This is a genomic window from Desulfovibrio desulfuricans, from assembly GCF_004801255.1.
Lineage (GTDB): Bacteria > Desulfobacterota > Desulfovibrionia > Desulfovibrionales > Desulfovibrionaceae > Desulfovibrio > Desulfovibrio desulfuricans_C.
The window spans coordinates 2,583,179-2,599,409 of sequence record NZ_CP036295.1 but is presented as its reverse complement, the minus strand read 5'-3'; the positions used below and the strand labels follow the sequence as shown (position 1 = coordinate 2,599,409).

The following is a 16,231-nucleotide window of genomic DNA, read 5'->3' as shown; positions in this document are numbered from 1 at the left end:
GGGTGCGCATTGGCGTGGCCGTTACCGGCCTTGTGTTTGTTTTGTGGAGCGTGCGAGCGCGCAAGCCCTCTTTTTTACGTTATCGGCGCGGGGCTTGCAAGTCCCGGTCTGCGGGGATATGACAGTGAACCCGGCAAATACGCCGGAAAAGCCCGCGAAGGGCGTATAAGCGCAGGATAAGGAACATGCAGCGACAATCGGTGGACAGAAAGGAACTGGCCAGTCTGGTGGCGGCCACAGGAGCGGAAGTGCCGCAAACGGCCCTGGAACCGCTTGCGGAATATCTTGAAATGCTCTGCCAGTGGAACAAGGCCATGAATCTGGTTGGCCCGCATACCTGGCAGGACATTCTGGCACGGTTGGTCGTGGACAGTTTTCATCTGGCCGGTTTTTTGGATAAGCTTGACCTGCCCGAATCCCCCTTGAGCTGGGACCTGGGCGCGGGCGCTGGCCTGCCGGGCATACCCCTGCGCATGGTCTGGCCGCGCGGCGCATACTATATGGTGGAGGTGCGCGAAAAACGCGCCCTGTTTATTTCAAGCGTGCTTTCACGGCTGCAGTTGCCGTCCACGCATATTTTCAGAGGGCCGGTGGAGCATTTTTTTCAGGGCCAGTACTACAAGGCCGACTGCATCCTGAGCCGTGCCTTTATGCCCTGGCGGCAGCTGCTTGAACTTGCCGCCCCCAGGTTGCAGGCCAGCGGCGTGCTGATTGTGCTGGCGCTTGAGCCCGCGCCCGGTGATCTGCCCGCCCCCTGGCGGCTTGCGGCGCAGCATTCGTATGTGGCCGCAGGCCACGGGCGCTGGTTTTGGGCGCTTGCCCCCAGTGCCGCCAGCGAGCGGCTGACCTACGACGCCGCCATGCACGGGACGAACTAAGGCACTGTTCCGCAAGAATTTTTAATGTGATCGGTCGGCAGGGACGCAACAGCCCTGCCGACATGCCAGCCCCCTGAGAACTCGTGGCGGGAACAGGCGGCGGGCGCAGACCGGCCCGTGGCCTGCCTCGCCAGACATGAACAGGCGCAAAGCCCCCCCAGGGAGAATGTCATGCACGCCGCAAACCATGACGCAGCTCATACCCCAGCGCATACGGCAGAACATACGGCAGAACACTCAGCAGACCAGGCCGCAGCCGTTGCAGCCGAAGAAATAAACACCGCTGAAAAACCGCACGGCCCGCAGGCCGCACCGGCTGGCGCCATGTCGCGGCCAGCGGGCGCGGACACGCACCCCGGCAAGCGGTCTTTGCCCCCCGGAAGGTACTGGGCGCGCGGCCTGTTTTGGGGCTTGCTGACCCTGGCCCTGGCTTTTGGCCTGCGCATGCTCGAGTGGCCCTGCTGGCAAAATCCGGAATACCGGCTTGGCAACGAATGGTTGCTGGCTACCCACGACGCCTACACCTGGGTGGCGGGGGCGGAAGATTTTGGCCTTGCCGTGGGGCATCCCATGGCGGTGATGCTCAAGGCAATGGCAGATATGGTCGGAAGCACCCCTGCCGCCGTGGCGTTTTGGTTTCCCGCCCTGCTGGCCAGTTTTGTGGCTGTTATCGCCTTTGCCTGGGTATGGGCGCTGGGCAGCATTGAGGCTGGCGTTGCCGCAGGCATTCTTACGGCCATATCGCCGGGCTTTCTGGCCCGCACCCTGCTGGGTTTTTACGATACAGACCTCGTAACCCTGTTTTTTCCGCTGCTTATGACGTTGGCTCCAGCCAGCTGGGCCATGCGCTACATGCTGCTGCCGGGCATGGTTTTGCGCCGCCTTTCCATGTCGTCGGGCGTATTGACCGTGCGCCGTCTTTTTTCGCGCAACCAGCCGCAGGGGCACTGGGCTCCGCAGTTCAGGCAGGCGGATCATTTGGGTAATCCCCTGCGCTGGCAGTGGGTTGTGCTGCTAGGCAGCTCTGGCGTCATCTCGTGGTGGACGCAGGAATGGCACTCGGTTTTTCCCTATCTGATCCGCTACAATGTGGGTTTGCTGGCCTTTATGAGTCTGGTCATGGCCCCGCGCGGCAGGCGCGGCCTGCTGCTTCTGGGCAGTATGGCTTACGCCCTGCCCACGCTGGCCGGGCCGTGGGGGCTGTGTTTCAGCCTGCTGTTGCTGGCGGCGGGCACAAAAACCGGCTACAAGCTGCGCCGGCTATTGTGCCGCCCGTGGCTGCTGGCGCTGCTGCTGGCGGGCGTGGGCTGCCTGATGCTGCAAGGCGAAATTTTTACCTCCATCATGAACCACATCAACGCCTACGTGAAGCACACCGGCGATGTGAAGAGCACTGGCGGCGGGCTTTCGCTGGAATATCCCTCTGTGGCGCAGTCCATTATCGAAGTGCAGGACCTGGGCTTTGCCGAAATTTTCCCCTATTTTCATCCATGGATGGAAGCCGGGGTGCTTGGCCTTCTGGGTTTTGGCCTGGTGTTGCTGCGGCGGCCTGGCGCGCTTTTTTTGCTGCCCCTGGCGGCGCTGGGCATTTTGAGCGTCAAGATGGGCGGCCGCATGGTCATGTTTGGCGCGCCCATCATCGCCATCGGGCTGACCCTGCCTTTTTACTGGCTGCTGCAACGTCTTTTGCGGGTTGACCTGCGCGGAGCCGTGGCGGGCATCCTGACCAGCGGCCTGCTGCTGGCCCTGCTGGTTGCTCCCTTTGCCGACATGATCCCCGCCATGTCGCAGGGGCCGGTAATCAACCGTCGTCATGCGGAGGCGCTCTCGCGCGCCAAGGTCATGACCCCGCCCGACGCCATGATCTGGCTGTGGTGGGACTGGGGTTACTCGGCCAACCACTTTGCCCGGCGGCAGACCATCGCCGACGGAGCGCAGCACGCGGGGCCTTCGCTCTACCTGCCAGCAGCCGTCTTTGCCACCGACAACCCCCGTTTTGCCCGTCAGATCATCCGTTATACGGCGCAGTGCGGCAACGAGCCGGGCAACGTCTTTGAAGGGCTGGACGGGCAGGCCGCGCAGGAACTTATGGACAGGCTGCGCTCGCCCGAGACGCCCCTGATCGAGAACAACGCCAAGCTGTACGTGGTCGTCAGTTTTGAAATGCTGCGGCTGGGCTTTTGGATAAGCAATTTTGGCAACTGGAATTTTGTCACCCGGTCGGGCGAGGGCGGGGCGCTTTCCATTGTGCCGCAGACCCTTGCCTACAAGCTTGATACGGGCGAGGTGCGCCTGGAGGGCAACAGCAGCGCCATTTACGCCTCGTCCATCAGCGTGTTTGAAGAGACAGGCGTGACGCGCCGCAATTATATTCAGGACTGGTTTGACGCTCACCCCAAGGCCACGCCCGAAGAACAGCACGAATTTCTTTCAAAACGCCGCAACATCAACTTTTTTTTCAACCGGGTAACGGATGAAAAGCTTGCCATGGATGCGGGCCTGTACAATTCGCTGATGGTGCAGCTTTTGGTGGGCGATCCGCAGGATCCGCGCGTCTCTCCCTATTTCAAGCTGGTGTACGACAACGTGTTCGCCAGAATTTACGAGGTGCTCTAAGCCTGTTGCGGGCTGCGGCTTTTTGGGGGGCTCTTGGTGGCGCCCCTAATGATGATAAGGCACCTTGCGCAGGATGCATTCCGCCCGGTACAGCTGCTCCAGCAGCACCACCCGGGCCAGCTCGTGCGGCAGGGTCATGTGCGAAAGGCTGATGCAGCGGCTGGCGCGCTGGCGCACGGCGTCGTCCAGCCCCCATGCTCCGCCCACGATAAAGCAGGCCCGGCCTCTGGCGTCGTGATCCATCTGGCGCAGCAAATCGGCCAGCTGGGGCGAGGTGAGGTGCTGGCCGCGCTCGTCCAGCACCAGCGCTATATCCTGCGGCTCCAGAGCGTCGATGATGCGGCGGCCTTCAAGAGCATTGCGCTGGTCTTGCGGCAGGGCTGCATCGCCGTCGCGCACCTCGGTTATGTCCAGCTTGCGCCAGCGGGTGATGCGCGTTGTATAGTGGGCGGCGGCATCCTTCCAGAACGGCGTTTTCAGTTTGCCCACACTTATGTATTTCAAAGGTTTGCCAGTCATGTCTTCTCGTTTTTTGTTGCAGTTGCCAGCGGCGGCGGCCCATGGCGCAGCGCCGGGCTGCGGCGGTCTTGCGCCGTGCGCGGGTATGGAGCTGCCCCAGGCTGCGGAATTTTTGCGGAGCGGCGGGACGCTCGTGTTCCCCACAGAGACGTTCTACGGGGTGGGCTGCCTTGCCGCCAATGCCGACGCCGTGGCAAGGGTGTATCAGCTCAAGCGTCGGCCCGTCCACAAGCCGCTGCCCCTGCTGGCGGCTCATGCCGCCCAGGTGGACGAAGTGGCGGAGCTTGCCGCCATGCCCCGGGGGCTGCTGTCATTCTGGCCCGGCCCGCTCACGGTGCTGCTGCCTGCGCGTCCATGCCTGCCCCCGGCGCTCGTCAACGGCGAGGGGCTGGCGGCCGTGCGTGTCACGCCGCACCCGCTGGCGGCGCAGCTGGCAGTACAGGCTGGCGGGGCGCTCACTGCAAGCAGCGCCAACCTCAGCGGCGGCGAGGCCGTGCGCACGCCGCAGCAGCTTGATCCGGCCCTGCTGGAGGCGTTGCTGCGCATGGCGCAGGATATGCCGTGCCCACCAGCGTACGCAGAAAATGCTGCAACTGCGGATGCCTCCCTGCCAGTGTTGCCCATATTGGCAGGCGGTCCGTTGCCTGCCGGGGGGTTGCCCTCAACCGTGGTTAAACCCTTGGGCTGTGCGGCAGGCGGAGCGGGACGGCTGCGCATGGTGCGCGCCGGAGCAGTGAGTACGGCCGAACTTGCGGCGGCGGGGTTCAGCGTTGAATAACCAGAGCCTGGCGCGGAGGCGGAGTTTTGCGGGCAGGGGCGGGTAATTTGCGCGGTTAGTTGTCCTTGACGCCGGTGGCGTTGAGGCGGTCGAGCATTTCAGTCAAAAAGGCCACAATGCTCTTTATTTCTTCGGGCGCGCGCTTCCCCATGGCCTCGTCCACCAGCCCGTCCAGCTGCGAATGAAAGATCATGTGGTGCTCGTGCGCAATTTTGCCCTTGTCGGTCAAAAAGACATTGAGGCGGGTCATTTTAAGAGGATCTTTGGCCTTGTAGGCTAGGCCCTTGCGCTCCAGCCTGCGCAGCAGCTCGGAAACGCTGCCCTTGGTGACGCCAAGGCATTCCGCCAGGCCACCCACATGGATGCCCGGATTGTTGTGGATGGCCATGATTGTGTGGATTTCCGCCAGATGGATGTCCACATCGGTGCCAAATTTGGAGCACTGGCGCTCAAGTTCCTGAAAGCGCGTCATGATGCCCAGCAGTGCGTGGCTCAGTGCTGCGCTGCGCGGCCCGTGCGCCGCCTCGTGCCCCAGGGTTTTAAGCATGGATTTTTGTATGCGAAGTTCAACAGTATTTTTGTGTCCGTCTTTTTTCATATGCGTTTTGTATGGTATCCATACTTTTTTGTCAATTCCCCGCGCGTGCGCAAACGCGCGATCGCCGCCATCAGCACACAGGCTGCGGGCAGCAATTCCCCGCGCGTGCGCAAACGCGCGGTTCATAGACCAGAAAAGCGGACATGTTTCGGCCAGCCCCTGTGCGGACGCAAACATGCGGCTTTGGGGCCTGGTGTTTCCCGCGCTTGCGACTCGGGTCGTGCTGGCTTAGTATGGATCAGTTACGCGCCGTACCGCGCCCCCCTCTATGGAGAACGCATGAAACGCCAGGTTACCTGCCCGCACTGCGGCAAGCCATATTCCAGCTACCGAAACCCCACGCCCACCACGGATGTGGTCATTTATGCCCCTGACAGGGGAGTGGTGATCATCCGTCGCGCCAACGAGCCTGTGGGTTTTGCCCTGCCTGGCGGGTTTATCGAAGAAGGCGAATGCGCGGAAACCGCAGCTGTGCGCGAAATGCTTGAAGAAACCGGGCTTGATGTGGAACTGACCGGGCTTTTGGGCGTCTACTCCCGCCCGGACCGCGACCCGCGCCAGCACACGCTGACGGTGGCGTTTACGGGCTCTGCCCGTAATACTGACTCGTTGCGGGCTGGGGACGACGCTGCCCAGGCGGCCTTTTATCCGCTAGACGCCCTGCCGCAGCCGCTGGTGTTTGACCACGCGCAAATTTTGGCTGATTTTGCGGCAACGCTTGCGGGCAAACGCGCCATAGCTGGCGTGCAGCCCCGGTTTGACGCTGTAGCCCCCGCAGCTGCAGGCGGAGAGGGGGCGCTATGAGCTACCGCAACCTGCAGGAGTGCGTGCTTGACCTTGAGGCCAACGGCCACCTGGTGCGCATCGATGCCGAGGTAGACCCGCATCTGGAGCTGGCCGCAATCCAGCGCCGCGCCTTTCGCGCCAAGGCCCCGGCCCTGCTGTTCACCAGGGTCAGGGGAACGTCCTTTCCCATGCTGTCCAACCTTTTTGGCACGCGCGAGAGGCTGCATTTTATTTTCCGGCGCAGTCTGCCCGCAGTGGAGGCCGTGCTGGCCGCCAAGGCCGACCCCGCCGCAGCCGTAAAACATCCTTTGCGATCGCTCAAGGCCTTGCCCGGCCTTGTGAACATGTTGCCCCAGATGCGCAGGGCGCGGGCTGAGCAGGCGGCGGCAGTGCCCCCGGTGCTGCAGTGCCGCTGCAAGGTGGCCGATTTGCCCCGTCTTGTCTGCTGGCCCATGGACGGCGGCCCCTTCATAACCCTGCCCCTTGTGTACAGCGAAGACCCCGCCAAACCCGGCGCGGATGCCTCCAACCTTGGCATGTACCGCGTGCAGCTGGGCGGCAACCAGTACTCGCCGGACGAGGTGGGCCTGCACTACCAGATTCACCGTGGTATTGGCGCGCACCACGCCCGCGCCCTTGAACTGGGCAAGCCGCTGCCAGTGCATATTTATGTGGGCGGGCCGCCAAGCCTGACCGTGGCCGCCGTCATGCCGCTGCCCGAGGGCTTGTCGGAGCTGCGCTTTGCCGGTCTGCTGGGTGGCAGGCGCACAGAAATGGCCAGTGTTCCCGGTTTGCCCCTGCCCGTGCTGGCGCAGGCCGATTTTTGCATCAGCGGGCATGTGCTGCCGCACTGCAAGCCGGAGGGGCCGTTTGGCGACCATGTAGGCTATTACAGCCTTGCGCACGACTTCCCCGTGCTCAGGGTCGATGCCGTCCATCACCGGCAGGGGGCCATCTGGCCCTTTACCGCAGTGGGCCGTCCCCCGCAGGAGGACACGGTCTTTGGCGATTTTATCCACGAACTGACCGGGCCGCTGGTGCCGCAGGTATTTCAGGGCATATGCGACGTGCACGCCGTGGATGCGGCGGGCGTGCACCCCCTGCTGCTGGCCGTGGGCAGCGAGCGCTACACGCCGTATGAGGATGAACGCCGCCCCCGCGAGCTGATAACCGCAGGCCTGCACCTGCTGGGCACCACCCAGACGGCCCTGGCCAAGTATGTTTTTCTGGTTGCGCACGAAGACGCGCCGGGTCTTACGGCCCGCGACGTGCCAGCCTTTTTGCGGCATTTGCTCGAGCGGGCCGACTTTTCACGCGATCTGCACTTCATCACCCGCAGCACTAACGACACGCTGGACTACACCGGCGGCGCGCTCAACGAGGGCTCCAAGCTTGTCTGGGCCTCGGCGGGCAAAAAAAAGCGCGAGCTTGGCTGCGAGCTTGCAGGCCCCACGGCGGAGCTGCCGCCCCTGCCGTCAGGGTTTGGCCCTGTGCGCGTATGCGGCCCCGGCCTGCTGGTCATTGGCGGGCCGCGTCATGCGCTCGGGCGCAACCAGCCCGACCCTGATATGGAATCCCTGGCAGAGGCTCTGGCCTTGTGGCCGGGGCGCGAGGCTTTTCCGCTCATAGTCGTTGCCGACGACGCGGGCTTTTGCGCCGCTGGCCTGGACAATTTTTTATGGGCGGCCTTTACCCGGTCAGACCCGGCCACAGACGTGTACGGCGCCAGCGCCGCCACGCGGGCCAGACACTGGTCGTGCGAAGCGCCGCTCGTCATAGACGCACGCCTCAAGCCCTTCCATGCCCCCCCACTGGAAGAGGACGCGGCGGTTATTCGCAAGGTGGAGGCCCTGGCAGCGCCGGGCGGCCCCCTGCACAACTACTTGTAACATGGGGGAGGCATCGGTATGAAAATCGCCCTATTGCAGTGCAACACCGTTACCGGCGACGTGGCCGGAAATTTGAAACGCATCATCAGCACCGCCCGTCAGGCCGGAGCCGCCGGGGCGGATCTGTGCGTTACGCCCGAGCTGGCGCTGTGCGGCGTGGCTCCGGGGCACTATCTGTGCGCACAGGGCTTTGCCTCGGGCTGCCTCAGGGCCCTGGATATTCTGGCGGCGGAACTCAAGGACGGCCCCTCGCTGCTGGTGGGTGCGCCCGTGCCCAGCGTGTACGCCTCGGGGCTTTTGTCCAACGCGGCGGTGCTGGTCGAAAAAGGCGGCTGGCAGGTTGTTTCGCGCAAGGTTTACCAGAATCAGGGGCAAAACCCCAGCGTTGCCGAATCTGCCGATGAAGACGCCCGTTATTTTGACCGGGGCATCTCTTGCGGCATTGTCACCATGGGCGGCTGGCGCATCGGCGTGGTGCTGTGCGAGGACGCGCAGAGCGAGGACGGCTCCTTTTGGAAAACCCGCTACGCCAGCGGCCACAACCCGCTTATGGAGCTGGTGCAGCGCGGCGTGGACGCCCTGGTGCACATGGCGGCCGCCCCCTTCAGCGTGGGCGCGCAAGAGACGGACGAGCACCTGCTTTCGCACGTGGCGGCCCGGCACCACGTGCACATGTTTTCGGTAAACATGGTGGGCGGCAACGACAGCCGCGTGTACAACGGCCAGAGCCTTGTTTTTGACCCCACCGGGCAGCTGCTTGCCAGAGGCAAGGCCTTTGAGGAGGACGTGCTGGTGGTGGATACGGCGCGCGGCCAGGGAACGCCCAAAACTCCAGAGCCGCTGGCCGCCTGCGTTGAAGAAGATTACTGGCGGGCGCTTGTGCTCGGCACGCGCGACTTTGTGCGCAAGTGCGGGGCGCAAAAAGGCATTGTGGCCATTTCGGGCGGTATGGATTCGGCCCTTGTCTGCAGCGTGGCCGTGGAGGCCCTGGGCGCGGCAAACGTCACCGGCGTGCTGCTGCCTTCGCCCCACAGCAGCGACGGCTCGCTGAACGACGCCGCCAAACTGGCAAAAAACCTGGGCATCACCACGGTGACCCTGCCCATAGGCCCGCTTATGGATGCCTTTGCCGTGGCGCTCAAGCCCGGCCTTGATCTGTTTGAAGAACTGCCCGGCGACGTCACCTTTGAAAACGTGCAGGCCCGCATACGCGGCACGCTCATAACCTCGCTGGCCAACCGGGCCGGGGCGCTGGTGCTCAATACCGGCAACAAGAGCGAGGGCGCCATGGGCTACTGCACCCTGTACGGCGATTCGGTGGGCGCGCTGGCAGTAATAGGCGACCTCACCAAAACCCAGGTGTACGCTGTAGGCCGCTGGTACAATGCGCACCGCGGCGCGGAGATCATACCCGAAGAAATTTTTACCAAGGCCCCTTCGGCGGAGCTGCGCCCCGGCCAGAAAGATTCGGACAGCCTGCTGCCCTACGAGGATCTTGACCCGATTCTTGAAGACCTGCTGCAGCCTGCCGAGGCGGAATCTGGGCCGCTGTCGCCCACCCGTGAAGAAGTGCGCGGCAAGCTGTTTCGGGCAGAATTCAAGCGCCGTCAGGAGCCGCTGTCGCTCTACGTGAGCCACGTGCCCTTTGGCGGCGGCTGGCAGACGCCTGTGGCAGGGCTGTTTAGCCTGCCGGATTAACTAACTTTAACAGTGCAGGATGATGCTGTTGGCAGGCGCGGCGCAAAAAGCGCCCTTGGCTGCGCCGCGAGGGCGGGGGTTTTTTCTTGAAGCCCGCAACGCACTGGGGTAAGAGCAGTGTGTTGCACAACGCTGATTTGAGTGGAGGATATCATGGCGGAAGCACCGGAGAAAAATCTGGCTCTGGATATTGTTCGCATTACCGAGGCTGCGGCCCTTGCATCGGCACGTTGGCTCGGTCGGGGAGACAAGGAAGCCGGAGACGGCGCTGCCGTTGACGCCATGCGCGTCAGCTTCGCCACCCTCAGCATTGACGGCCTGGTCATTATCGGCGAAGGCGAAAAAGACAATGCCCCCATGCTCTTTAACGGCGAAAAAGTCGGCAAGGGCTGCGGCCCCAGCCTCGACGTGGCCGTTGACCCCGTGGAGGGCACAAATCTGCTGGCCTATGGCCGTCCCAACGCCATCTCTGTTGTAGGTGTCGCCCCGCGCGGCAGCATGTTCAATCCCGGCCCCAGCTACTACATGCAAAAGCTCGTGGTGGCCCGGGAGGCTCGCGACGTGATCGATCTCGACGCGCCGGTCAAAGACAATCTGTTCAATGTGGCCAAGTCCATGGGCAAAAGCGTGCAGGACCTTGTGGTCTTTGTGCTCGACAAGCCCCGGCACGAAAAACTCATCGCTGAGATCCGCCAGGCCGGAGCGCGCATCCAGCTGCAGACAGACGGCGACGTCGCCGGCGCGCTGATGGCTGTTGATCCCCGCTCCGAGGTGGACATCATGATGGGTACGGGCGGCACTCCTGAAGGCGTGCTGGCCGCTTGCGCCATCAAGGGCATGGGCGGACAGCTGCTGGCCCGTCTTGACCCGCAGTCGTATGTGGAAAAAGAGGCCATCACCGAGGCTGGCATCGACGCCCGCGAGGTGCTTACAGTTCACGATCTGGTGCGCAGCGACGACTGCTTCTTCGCGGCCACCGGTATTTCCGGCGGCGACTTTCTGAGGGGCGTGCGCTACAGCGCAAAGCACGCCGTGACGCATTCGCTGGTCTTGCGCGGCAAGACCGGTACGTTGCGGTATGTGGAGTCTTACCATAATATGGACAGACTCTCGAAAATCAGCGCGGTTCGGTATTGAATGAAGAATTTTTTATCACACTCAGGCGTCCTAGCGGCGCTTATTCTGGCCCTGCCGCTGATGGCTTTTGCCCCCGGCGTGGCTGAGGCCGCACAGGCTCCCGCTGCCAAAAAAAAAGCGGAACAACCCGCCCCCGCCAGCGTCAACGTGTATGAAAAACAGCCGCCGGTGACGGACAAGGAACTGCTGGACTTCCTGGAGTTGCTGCCCCAGTTCCGTACCTGGGCCAAGAGCAGCAACGAGGAGGCGCACCCCATACTGCGCAACGGCAAGGCGGACTTTTTGTATTCGCCCAGCGCCGCCGCCTGGGTGCAGGCGCATAACTGGAACCCCGTACGCTTTTTTTGCGTCATGGGCCGCATGGCCGCCGCCCTGTCCATCGTGGAAGAAGGTAACGACATGGCTGGTGCGCGTTCCAAGGACATGCCCGAGGTCTCCGAGAGCGAGCTTGCCCTTGCAAGAAGGCATCTCGGCACCATGCTCAAGGCTGGCGGCGATGCGCCGCCCATAAACAAATAGCGCAAGGCAGGCCGCCCGCAGACGCGGGCAGGCAGGCACTGAATGCAAAGGCTCCGGTTGATTCCGGGGCCTTTTTGTTTTTGGCGGCTGTTCCGCAGCGGGCGGAGGCGGAGCCGTACGTGCATGGAGGCAAGGCGAAGCATCTTTTGCTCGCTCGTGCGTTGATTGTCGGGGCAGCCCTTGCATGACAATACGCTTGCATGCGCAACGATGCGCAACGATGCGCGGCGTCAGCGCGGGGGACTTCAACGTGAGGGGGGCATAACAATCCCCCGGCGGTTCGGGACGCGACCATACGACACAACAAGGCCCCTTTTGCAAGGGGCCTTGTTGTATCAGCCAGCGGCGTCAGCCGGGCTGTCGGAGTTGTTGTCGCTAGTTGGCGGGCTTTTCAGCAGGAACCGCCTGAGGAGCCGCCTGGGGAGTCGTTTGGGGGGCCAGCGGCTGGGCGGCCGGGGCGGCCTCCGTGCCCGTTTCCTTGGCGGGAGCCGTTGGGGCAGCCGCCGGTGCGGGCGCTGCTGCAGGGGATTCCACCGCTGGGGCCGGTGCAGTCGGGTTGCTCTGTGCGGAGGATGCGCCCTCCTGAGCGGCCTGTTTGGCTGCAGCCTCAATTGCTGCCTGCACCGCCGACTGGCCTGCGGCCTCAGAGGGCTGCGTTGCATCGGACGGCTGCGCTGCGGGTTCCTGCACGGGTGCAGCGGGCTTTTCCACCGGTACGGCGGGTGCGGCTTCGGGCGCGGTCGCGGGGGCAGCCTTGGGTTCCGCCGCCGGTGTTGCCAGCGGAACTTCTGGAGCGGCAGCCGGTGCCGGTGCCACGGCCTCAGGGATTGCAGGCGCGGCGGGTGCGGCCGGAGCCGGGGCAAGGATGGCGCTCAGGTTTCTTACCTGGGCCTCGGGCGTTTTTTCTAGTTGCGGCATCAGCATAAGCGAGGCGGGCTGGGCCATAACAACGGCAATGACCACACCGAGCACAAGCGAACCGCTGGCACCGCCATGCGCGCCACGGCGCACCATGCGCGCAAGCAGTACGACCGCCGCAATGCCGATGAGGCCGAGCACGGGCAGGGCCTTAAGGCCGAGCACTGCGGTCCGTTGGCCCTCGCTGAGGGTAAGGTGCAAGAACTTGCCAAGCCAGTCGAGGCTAAAGCCGAAGCCCGCTGCCACCAGAGCCAGGCTGGCGAGCAGCAGGCACAGGGCCGCAATGATGTAGAAGAGCTTTGCTCCGGCAGGGGACAGGCGCAGCAGTGCCTTGCCGAGCAGCAGCGCCGCCAGACAAGCGGCGCACACCGTGGCGCCAACCATGTCGGCGGCAGGGATGCAGAGCAGACAGGCGAGCGCAAGGGCTATCCACAAAAAGGCCATACCGGCTTTTTCCTTGCGCGAGGCGGCCATATCCGCCGGAGCCGTGCGCAGCACCCGCGCCCACGAAACGCCGCAGACCACAGCCAGCCAGGGCAGCAGGCCCAGAGCGGCAACGGCAAGGGGTTTCCACCAGTTGCTCCGGGTAATGGGCCAGGTGACCAGGTTTTCGCCAATATTTTTAAGGTAGCCCTGCGGCTGGTGCCACAGCATGACCACGGCCAGCCAGCAGCCCACCATGATCAGCAGCAGCGCAAAGCCAAGGAGACCGTCCGTCTTTTGCGCGCGGCGAAAGTCTCCGCGCCAGAAAAGAAAGACCAGGCTGGCCAGCACGGGCAGCAGCAGGTGAAAAAGACCGCCGGTCAGACCGGCCAGCGCCGCCAGAATAAAGCCCAGCGGCACCGTGAGGGTCGTGCCCTGTTGCTGCCAGCCGTGGCACAGACAGGCCAGCGAAAACAGCGTCAGGGCCGCAGCCAGCGTTTCCGGCCCGGTAAATGTTGAAAGAGGCGCAAAAATGGGGGCGCAGAGCAGCATCATGCCGCCAGCCAGCGCTACCTTGCGGTCGAGACCGGCAACGCGGCCCATAACCCACACCGCAATAAGGCTCAGCAGGCAGCCCGCCATGGCGGCAAGAGGAAAGAGCAGGTGGGCAAACTGCGGGGCAGCCTTGGCCAGCAGGGCCTCAAGGCCGCGCAAAAACCAGAAAAATACTGGCCACTGCGAAAGACCGTCGCCCGCAGGGGCAAGCCACATGCCGCTTTGCGCTGTCTGGGTAAAGGCCATGATGCCCGCCGCCTCGCGTGGGCAGTACAGGCTGTGCCCCAGCAGGGCGGGCCATGCCTGCGCAAGCATGATCAGCAGCAGCGCCAGAGGCCCGACAACACTTGCCGCATCAAAAAGACTGTCGGCAAAGCCGGGGGCGGGGGGCGGCGTTGCAGGGGCGGCCTGCGTGGCGCCCGTGGTGGAAGAGGCTGTATTGCCGGTCTTGCCGATATTGCCGAACACGCCCCTGAATCCCTTGGCTGCGATGGTTACGGGGCGTGATGGCCCTGACTTTGCGCCTTCTGGGGTTGCCGCCGTCTGGGCGGTCGACGCGGCGGCGGGGGCAGACGGCTGTGACGTGGCCGTGTCGGCCTGCGGCGCAGAGGTCGCGTGATCTCCTTCCGCACTGGGCTGTTGGCCTGCGGGCTGACAGACAGCCGGGCCTTCGGGATTTTGGGCGCTGTTCTGGGTCATGGCATCGCTCCTTCATGCGTTTTCGGCTCGCCAAGCAGTACATGCCGGGCCTGACGGGCTTCGAGGTCAATTTCCAAGGCGCGTCCGGCCATGGACACGCTCTGGCCGCTCAGCACATCACGTGCCGGGCCTTGCGCGTCTGCTGGCAGGGGGCAGGCAAGGTGTTGCTTTTTGTCAGAAAAATTGGCCGCCAGCAGCCAGTAGCCGCCGCCGGGCAGAGAACTCAGGGTCGCCACGCAGCCCGTGGGGCCGGTTGTGACCTGCACGAGGCGGCCTCCGGCAAGGCCGGCCATGCGCCGTCCCTGTAAAATGCGGGCCACTTGGCGAGCAAAGCTTGTTTCGCGGTTCCACTGCATGTCCAGGGGGCCAAAGGCCAACTGGGCGGGTGTCTGCCCGCCGGGCTGGGCGTTGGCGGCCCAAAGGGGCACGCTGCCAGCGGCGGAGGCTCCCTTGCCGGAGCCTTGCGGCAGGCCCAGCGCCCCGGTGAGATCCTGCGGGCTCAAAAATGTCAGGCCCGGCAGGCCCATGCGCCAGCTCAGCAGCAGCAGGCAGGCCGATGCCATGGAGGGCTGGTGCTCTGGCCGCAACGTGGCCGCAGCGTCAAAACCCAGCGCCCGTGCGGCCAGTTCCGCCTGGGTGACGGGCAGACCGAGCGCGGCGGGCGAACCCTTGGCAAGCGATTGCGCGCGGCGCGCCAACGCCTGACCATCGGGCAGATCCAGCAGGGGACGCCAGTCCACATACTGTCTGTCGCGCAGGCCCCGAGCAAGGCGGCTATGGTCGACACCCCCCGTCAGCGAAGCCTTGAGCAGGGCGGCCAGCGGGGCGGCATCGCCGCTCAGCAGCGCATAGTCCGCCGCTGCAGGAGTGATGCTGTCGCGGCTGAAATCCACGGCAGTGTCCAGCACTGCCCGCGTCAGCGAGGGGGGCAGCACGTCGTCCTGCACAGCCCAGCCGCCATAGCGGTGCACCTCGGCCGACAGCGCTTCCAGCGCTTCCAGACCGGGAACCAGGGCGGCGGCGTCGGTTCTGCCGACAGCCTGCCCGTCAACCTGCGGATCCAGCCCCATGAGCGGTTCAAGCCTGATGCCGGCGAGCGTTTGCTGCTGCAGGCCCGTGTGCTGGATAACAGCTGCGGAAAACACCCGCCGTGCCTGACCCGAAGGGTCCTGCCACAGCAGCACTGGCCGCAGGGCGTTGCCGCTGTAGCGGTACACCCAGCGTCGCACCTGGCCGTCGGCTCCGCGCACCTCGCCGGTAACGGCCCAGCCGCCGGGGGTGGACCAGTCGAGGCTGTCGCGCCGCAGCATGTCGGGGATGATCCCCTTTTTGCGCAGCTCGGCCACGGCGGCGTCGCGCAGGGGCAGGCAATCCCATTCGCCTGCGGTCGCGGGCAGCAGACCCCAGTCTTTCTGCGGTACGGACATCATGGCATACAGGCCGTCAAAGCGCGATGCCCGGCGAGCCTGCAGTATAAAATCGGGGCCGAGGCCCGTGGCCGCAGGGGGCAGCTCGCCGCCCATCTGCATGTGCCCCTGATCCATTTTTTGCGTCAGCCGGGCAAAATCATCGCCAGCGCCCAGTGCTGGGTCCATGCGCAGTGCGGTGACGTTGTCGCCGGCCTCCGACGCCGCATCGGGCTGCGCCGAAGCCGCATGGGCACTCCAGATGTCGCCCTTTTCGCCGGTGGGGGCAATAAACAGCCCGCCAAAACCCGCCTGGGCCCAAAAAACATCCAGACCGGATTGCGCCAGCGCCCGCAGGGCTGGTTGCCCGGCATTGAGGCTGTGGGGGTTTACGTCAAACCAGTTGGGCGCGGCGGTGAGCAGCAGCGGCACGCGGCGAGCCGAGGCGCTGTTGCGCCAGATAAGGTCCGTGCCCGAAACCTGGCCCGTGAGCTCCTGGGTTGCGCCAAGCATGGACTGCCGCTCAAGCCACTGCAGATAGCCGGGGTCGGCGCGCGGCAGCAGGGCGGCCGTACCGGCGGGCAGGTCGCGCCGCTGGGCGCTGCCCGGATTGCTGCCGCGCGCCGTACATGCCGACAGCGTCAGGCACAGGGCCAAACCCAGAGCCAGGCACAACGACAGACACAGCGGCAGACGCAGTTTCAGGCGCTGAAGCTGGCCAGCCTCCTGCCGCCGCAGGTGCGCAGGTCGAAAATCAGGTTTTTGACCCCGCAGGGTGCAAAAAAAGCGCGGTGTACGCATGGTTGCGCCTG

At 64.4% G+C, this 16,231-nt stretch carries 12 protein-coding genes; 8 read left to right on the top strand and 4 right to left on the bottom strand.

Annotated features, from left to right (window positions below):
* The first annotated feature begins 185 nt into the window (after window positions 1–185).
* Both DDIC_RS10860 and DDIC_RS10855 read left to right on the top strand, forming a co-directional pair.
* A complete protein-coding gene (locus DDIC_RS10860; protein WP_136400456.1) occupies window positions 186–878 on the top strand; it encodes a 16S rRNA (guanine(527)-N(7))-methyltransferase RsmG in 693 nt (230 codons plus the stop codon).
* 324 nt (window positions 879–1,202) lie between these two features.
* On the top strand, window positions 1,203–3,494 hold the full coding sequence (locus DDIC_RS10855) for an STT3 domain-containing protein (protein WP_136401110.1): 2,292 nt from the start codon (window positions 1,203–1,205) through the stop codon (window positions 3,492–3,494).
* Between the two features lie 45 nt (window positions 3,495–3,539).
* Here DDIC_RS10855 and DDIC_RS10850 read toward each other — a convergent pair whose 3' ends face one another.
* On the bottom strand, window positions 3,540–4,013 hold the full coding sequence (locus tag DDIC_RS10850; protein ID WP_136400455.1) for a 23S rRNA (pseudouridine(1915)-N(3))-methyltransferase RlmH: 474 nt from the start codon (window positions 4,011–4,013) through the stop codon (window positions 3,540–3,542).
* Here DDIC_RS10850 and DDIC_RS10845 point away from each other — a divergent pair.
* The gene (locus tag DDIC_RS10845; protein ID WP_247647461.1) at window positions 4,012–4,791 is read left to right on the top strand and encodes an L-threonylcarbamoyladenylate synthase; all 780 of its coding nucleotides are present in this window, start codon (window positions 4,012–4,014) and stop codon (window positions 4,789–4,791) included. The genes DDIC_RS10850 and DDIC_RS10845 overlap by 2 nt on opposite strands.
* A 55-nt stretch (window positions 4,792–4,846) precedes the next feature.
* Here DDIC_RS10845 and DDIC_RS10840 read toward each other — a convergent pair whose 3' ends face one another.
* Window positions 4,847–5,389, bottom strand: a complete 543-nt coding sequence (locus tag DDIC_RS10840) for a MarR family winged helix-turn-helix transcriptional regulator (protein ID WP_168732536.1) — start codon at window positions 5,387–5,389, stop codon at window positions 4,847–4,849.
* Between the two features lie 279 nt (window positions 5,390–5,668).
* Between DDIC_RS10840 and DDIC_RS10835 the strand changes: the two genes are divergently transcribed.
* The 5 genes from DDIC_RS10835 (at window position 5,669) to DDIC_RS10815 (ending at window position 11,418) form a co-directional block, all read left to right on the top strand.
* Window positions 5,669–6,193: an NUDIX domain-containing protein gene (locus tag DDIC_RS10835; protein ID WP_136400453.1), complete on the top strand. Its 525-nt coding sequence runs from the start codon at window positions 5,669–5,671 to the stop codon at window positions 6,191–6,193.
* Window positions 6,190–8,064 (top strand): UbiD family decarboxylase, encoded by a 1,875-nt coding sequence (locus DDIC_RS10830; protein ID WP_136400452.1) that lies wholly within the window; start codon window positions 6,190–6,192, stop codon window positions 8,062–8,064. The genes DDIC_RS10835 and DDIC_RS10830 overlap by 4 nt, the downstream gene beginning before the upstream one ends.
* An 18-nt stretch (window positions 8,065–8,082) precedes the next feature.
* Window positions 8,083–9,762, top strand: coding sequence for an NAD(+) synthase (gene nadE, locus DDIC_RS10825; protein WP_136400451.1), 1,680 nt, complete (start codon window positions 8,083–8,085; stop codon window positions 9,760–9,762).
* Between the two features lie 153 nt (window positions 9,763–9,915).
* Window positions 9,916–10,899, top strand: a complete 984-nt coding sequence (gene glpX / locus DDIC_RS10820) for a class II fructose-bisphosphatase (protein WP_136400450.1) — start codon at window positions 9,916–9,918, stop codon at window positions 10,897–10,899.
* Window positions 10,900–11,418: a serine/threonine protein phosphatase gene (locus DDIC_RS10815; protein ID WP_247647460.1), complete on the top strand. Its 519-nt coding sequence runs from the start codon at window positions 10,900–10,902 to the stop codon at window positions 11,416–11,418.
* A 375-nt stretch (window positions 11,419–11,793) separates the two neighbouring features.
* Here DDIC_RS10815 and DDIC_RS10810 read toward each other — a convergent pair whose 3' ends face one another.
* Window positions 11,794–14,013, bottom strand: a complete 2,220-nt coding sequence (locus tag DDIC_RS10810) for an ArnT family glycosyltransferase (RefSeq protein WP_136400449.1) — start codon at window positions 14,011–14,013, stop codon at window positions 11,794–11,796.
* Window positions 14,010–16,220 carry a hypothetical protein gene (locus DDIC_RS10805; protein WP_247647459.1) on the bottom strand — a complete coding sequence of 737 codons (2,211 nt, stop codon included), beginning with the start codon at window positions 16,218–16,220 and terminating at the stop codon, window positions 14,010–14,012. Before DDIC_RS10805 ends, DDIC_RS10810 begins: the two co-directional genes overlap by 4 nt.
* Window positions 16,221–16,231: the final 11 nt, after the last annotated feature.

Bases quoted from the DNA above. Each gene is read 5' to 3' on its own strand.
- DDIC_RS10860 (WP_136400456.1), top strand. From the start codon at position 186: ATGCAGCGACAATCGGTGGACAGAAAGGAACTGGCCAGTCTGGTGGCG.
- DDIC_RS10855 (WP_136401110.1), top strand. From the start codon at position 1,203: ATGTCGCGGCCAGCGGGCGCGGACACGCACCCCGGCAAGCGGTCTTTG.
- DDIC_RS10845 (WP_247647461.1), top strand. From the start codon at position 4,012: ATGTCTTCTCGTTTTTTGTTGCAGTTGCCAGCGGCGGCGGCCCATGGC.
- DDIC_RS10850 (WP_136400455.1), bottom strand. From the start codon at position 4,013: ATGACTGGCAAACCTTTGAAATACATAAGTGTGGGCAAACTGAAAACG.
- DDIC_RS10840 (WP_168732536.1), bottom strand. From the start codon at position 5,389: ATGAAAAAAGACGGACACAAAAATACTGTTGAACTTCGCATACAAAAA.
- DDIC_RS10835 (WP_136400453.1), top strand. From the start codon at position 5,669: ATGAAACGCCAGGTTACCTGCCCGCACTGCGGCAAGCCATATTCCAGC.
- DDIC_RS10830 (WP_136400452.1), top strand. From the start codon at position 6,190: ATGAGCTACCGCAACCTGCAGGAGTGCGTGCTTGACCTTGAGGCCAAC.
- nadE (WP_136400451.1), top strand. From the start codon at position 8,083: ATGAAAATCGCCCTATTGCAGTGCAACACCGTTACCGGCGACGTGGCC.
- glpX (WP_136400450.1), top strand. From the start codon at position 9,916: ATGGCGGAAGCACCGGAGAAAAATCTGGCTCTGGATATTGTTCGCATT.
- DDIC_RS10815 (WP_247647460.1), top strand. From the start codon at position 10,900: ATGAAGAATTTTTTATCACACTCAGGCGTCCTAGCGGCGCTTATTCTG.
- DDIC_RS10810 (WP_136400449.1), bottom strand. From the start codon at position 14,013: ATGACCCAGAACAGCGCCCAAAATCCCGAAGGCCCGGCTGTCTGTCAG.
- DDIC_RS10805 (WP_247647459.1), bottom strand. From the start codon at position 16,220: ATGCGTACACCGCGCTTTTTTTGCACCCTGCGGGGTCAAAAACCTGAT.